The sequence below is a fragment of the Clavibacter sp. MX14-G9D genome (assembly GCF_032917815.1).
Taxonomy (GTDB): domain Bacteria; phylum Actinomycetota; class Actinomycetes; order Actinomycetales; family Microbacteriaceae; genus Clavibacter; species Clavibacter michiganensis_K.
This window is the reverse complement of sequence record NZ_JAVCVL010000248.1, coordinates 1-3,684: the sequence shown is the minus strand read 5'-3', so window position 1 is coordinate 3,684 and position 3,684 is coordinate 1. Positions and strand designations below refer to the sequence as shown.

The 3,684-nt window shown below is 71.2% G+C and carries 3 protein-coding genes and 2 pseudogenes; all 5 read left to right on the top strand.

Going from position 1 to position 3,684, the window contains the following annotated elements:
* Positions 1-204, top strand: a pseudogene (locus Q6969_RS14065) (carbohydrate kinase family protein); the annotation flags it as partial.
* 62 nt (positions 205-266) lie between these two features.
* On the top strand, positions 267-1,553 hold the full coding sequence (locus Q6969_RS14060; RefSeq protein ID WP_317230995.1) for an extracellular solute-binding protein: 1,287 nt from the start codon (positions 267-269) through the stop codon (positions 1,551-1,553).
* Positions 1,550-2,584 carry a carbohydrate ABC transporter permease gene (locus Q6969_RS14055; protein ID WP_172407142.1) on the top strand — a complete coding sequence of 345 codons (1,035 nt, stop codon included), beginning with the start codon at positions 1,550-1,552 and terminating at the stop codon, positions 2,582-2,584. The genes Q6969_RS14060 and Q6969_RS14055 overlap by 4 nt, the downstream gene beginning before the upstream one ends.
* Complete coding sequence (locus tag Q6969_RS14050) at positions 2,581-3,504, top strand: carbohydrate ABC transporter permease (protein WP_317230994.1); 924 nt, start codon at positions 2,581-2,583, stop codon at positions 3,502-3,504. Before Q6969_RS14055 ends, Q6969_RS14050 begins: the two co-directional genes overlap by 4 nt.
* Positions 3,501-3,684, top strand: a pseudogene (locus tag Q6969_RS14045) (glucosamine-6-phosphate deaminase); the annotation flags it as partial. The gene Q6969_RS14050 and the pseudogene Q6969_RS14045, both read left to right, overlap by 4 nt.

The following is a 3,684-nucleotide window of genomic DNA, read 5'->3' as shown; positions in this document are numbered from 1 at the left end:
CCCTGGACGCTGACCCAGCGCGTGGACCTCGCGTGCCTGGTCGCGGGGATCACGGTCACCCGCCCCGGCGGCGCGTCCGGCGCCCCGCGGCTCGCGGAGCTCGTGCCCTGGCTGCGCGCCCACCCCGACGCCGCCGAGCCCGGCCGCTACGACTACCTCGCCGACGCCCTCGACCACCCCGACGGCGCCCGGCTCCTCGCCTGACGCCCCCGTACCCGGATCCCCCGCCCGCCCCTCCGCCCCACCCCACCGAATCGAGAACCACCATGTCCCACCACCCCGCCCGCCGCACCCGTGCCCGGCGCCTCGTCGTCGGCGTCGCGACCCTCGCGCTCGTCGCGCCGGTCCTCGCCTCCTGCTCGTCGTCGTCGGGATCCTCGGCCGGCGGCGAGCTCGACCTGTGGATCTGGCCGGACGGCCTCAGCCAGACGGTGCTCGACACGGTCCCGGACGCGGTGCCCGGCACCACGCTCAACGTCTCGACCATCGGCGGCGACTTCAAGCAGAAGCTCGTGACGACGTTCACGGGCCGCTCGGGCCTGCCGTCCGTCACGGGCGTCAAGGGCGAGGACATGCCCTACTTCCTCAGCGAGGACGGCCTCTTCGAGAACCTGGACGACCTGGGCGCGCAGGACATCGCCGACCAGTACCCCGCGTGGAAGCTGAAGGAGGCGACGACGGAGGACGGCGAGCTCATCGGCCTCCCCATCGACATCGGCCCCACCGCGCTCTACTACCGCGCCGACGTGTTCGCCGCGGCCGGCCTGCCCAGCGAGCCCGAGGAGGTGGCCGCGGCCACCGCCACCTGGGACGACTACTTCGCCTTCGGCAAGAAGCTGAAGGACGCGACCGGCGGCGCGATCTTCGTCGACGCGTCGGACGTGTTCACCAAGTCCATCGGCCAGGGCACCACGCGCTTCGTCGACGAGTCCGGCGACTTCACGGGCGACAGCCCCGAGATCAAGGAGGCGTGGGACCGCGCGGTGCTCGCCTACCAGGACGGCCTCACGGCCAACGTGACCGACGGCAGCCCCGACTGGGCGTCCGCCATCACCAACGGATCCCTCCCCGCGCTCCTCGGCGCCTCCTGGTACCAGGCGGACCTCAAGAGCGCGACGGCGGACACGTCCGGCGACTGGCGCGTGGCGCCCATGCCCGGGGGACCGGCCAACATCGGCGGCTCGTTCCTCTCCATCCCCGCCGGCACGGAGGACCCGGAGGCCGCGTTCGCGGTCATCAAGGACGTGCTGAGCGAGGACAACCAGGTCACCGCGTACGCCGACAAGGGCATCTTCCCCTCGGCCACCGCCGCCTACGACTCCCCGGAGCTGCAGCAGGGCGACGAGTTCTTCGGCGGCCAGTCGACCGTCGGCGTCTTCGCCGACGCCGCCGCGGAGATGCCCACCGCCTACGTCAGCCCCTACGACAACCAGGTCCAGGCCGCGTTCGTCACGGAGCTGCAGAACGTCACGTCGCTCGGCAAGGACCCGGCGCAGGCCTGGACCGACGCCGTCGCCGCGGGCGAGGCCGCGCTGAAGACCGCGAAGCAGTGATCCCCACCGTCGTCCGCCCGGGCGGGCGCCTGCGCGCGTCCTCCCGGGCGGGCGCGGGTGCCCCGGGCCCCGCGCGCTCCCGCGGGGCCGCCGGCACCCGCGGCATCCGCCGCACGTGGCCGTACTACGTCGCGATCGCGCCGTTCTTCCTGCTGTTCCTGGTCTTCGGCCTGTTCCCGGCGCTCTACTCGCTCGTGCTCTCGTTCCAGGACTGGAACGGGCTCGGCACCGCGGAGTGGGTGGGCCTCGCCAACTTCCAGGCCCTCGCGGCCGACGCCACGTTCTGGCTGTCGATCCGCAACACGCTGATCATCTTCGCGCTGTCGACGTTCCCGATGATGGCCATCGCGGTCGTCGTCGCCGCCATGCTCAACTCGGCGAAGCGCCTCAGCACCTTCTACAAGATCAGCTACTTCGTGCCGAACGTGACCTCGGTCGTCGCCATGGCCGTGCTGTTCGGCTCGATCTTCGGCGACAGCTTCGGGCTCGTGAACGCGGGCCTCCGCGCGATCGGCCTCGACGGCGTGCCGTGGCTCTCCACGCCGTGGGCGATCCAGGTGACCATCGCCGTGCTCATCACGTACCAGTGGACGGGCTACAACGCGATCATCTTCCTCGCCGGCATGCAGGCCATCGGCACGGAGGTCTACGAGGCCGCCAAGCTCGACGGCGCCGGCGCCATCCGCACCTTCTGGTCGGTGACGCTGCCGCTGCTGCGTCCCACGATCCTCTTCGTGCTGGTGGTCTCGACCATCACGGGCCTCCAGAGCTTCACGGAGGCGCAGGTGCTCACCGCCTCCTCCAGCACCACCAACCCGAACTCGGGCGGCGCGGGCCAGGCCGGCCTCACCACCGTCCTGTACTTCTACCAGCAGGCCTTCAACTACAACCGCTTCGGCTACGGCGCCGCCATCGCGTGGGGCGTCTTCCTGCTCGTGGTGATCTTCTCCATCATCAGCTTCCGGCTCGGGTCGGAGAAGAAGGAGAAGGTCGCGAAGGCGCCCGGCACGAGGAAGGGACACCGCGCATGAGCACGACCGTCCACGCGGCGGGCTCCGCCGCGGCCCGCATCGCCGACCCGGCCTCCGGGCGCCCGCGCGACGAGCGCACCGGCCGCCCCGCCGGCCGCCGCCAGCTGCCGCCCGGCCGGGTCATCCTGCACGGGGTCCTGTTCGCCGGGTCCATCGTCAGCCTGTTCCCGCTCTACTGGCTCGTGGTCATGGCGAGCAACACCACGAGCGACATCTACAAGTCGCCGCCCGTGCTCGTGCCGGGGCCGTACCTGTGGGAGAACATCCAGGCGGTGTTCCGCACGATCGACTTCGGCGGATCGCTCATGAACACGGTCATCGTGGCCGTCTCCATCACGGTGCTGGTGCTGTTCTTCGACTCGATCGCGGCGTTCACGTTCGCGAAGTACGAGTTCCCCGGCCGTCGCCCGCTGTTCGCGCTGCTGCTCGTGACCTTCATGCTGCCCGCGCAGCTGTCGGTGATCCCGCAGTTCGTGACCATGATCAACCTCGGCTGGGTCGGCCAGCTGCAGGCGCTCATCGTGCCCGCCGCCGCCAACGCGTTCGGCATCTTCTGGCTGCGGCAGTTCATCGTCTCGAGCGTGCCGGACGAGCTCATCGACGCAGCCCGCATCGACGGGGCCGGGTTCTTCCGGCAGTACCTCACGGTGTGCCTGCCGCTCATCCGTCCGGGCCTCGGCTTCCTCGGGATCTTCACCTTCATCGCCGCGTGGAACGACTACCTCTGGCCGCTCATCGTGCTCAACGACCCGGGCACGCTGACGCTGCAGGTGGCCATGAGCCAGCTGAACAGCGCCCACGGCAAGGACTACGGCATGGTCATGGCGGGCGCGCTGCTCGCGGTGATCCCGCTCATCATCGTGTTCCTCATCGGCGCCAAGCAGTTCATCGGCGACATCGCGAAGGGCGCCCTGAAGTGACGGCCGCGTCGACGCGCGCGCCCCGCGTCCGCGCCGTGGACGACCGGGCCGCCCTGGGGTCCGCCGCCGCCGACGTGGTGCAGGCCTTCCTCGCCGGGTCGCCGGCGGGCGTGCTCGGCGTCGCGACCGGGTCGAGCCCCGAGCCGCTCTACGCGGAGCTCGCCCGGCGGCACGCCGACG

What these genes read in the sequence shown, in the direction of transcription:
- Q6969_RS14060 (WP_317230995.1), top strand. Translation starts at nt 267, where the DNA reads ATGTCCCACCACCCCGCCCGCCGCACCCGTGCCCGGCGCCTCGTCGTC.
- Q6969_RS14050 (WP_317230994.1), top strand. Translation starts at nt 2,581, where the DNA reads ATGAGCACGACCGTCCACGCGGCGGGCTCCGCCGCGGCCCGCATCGCC.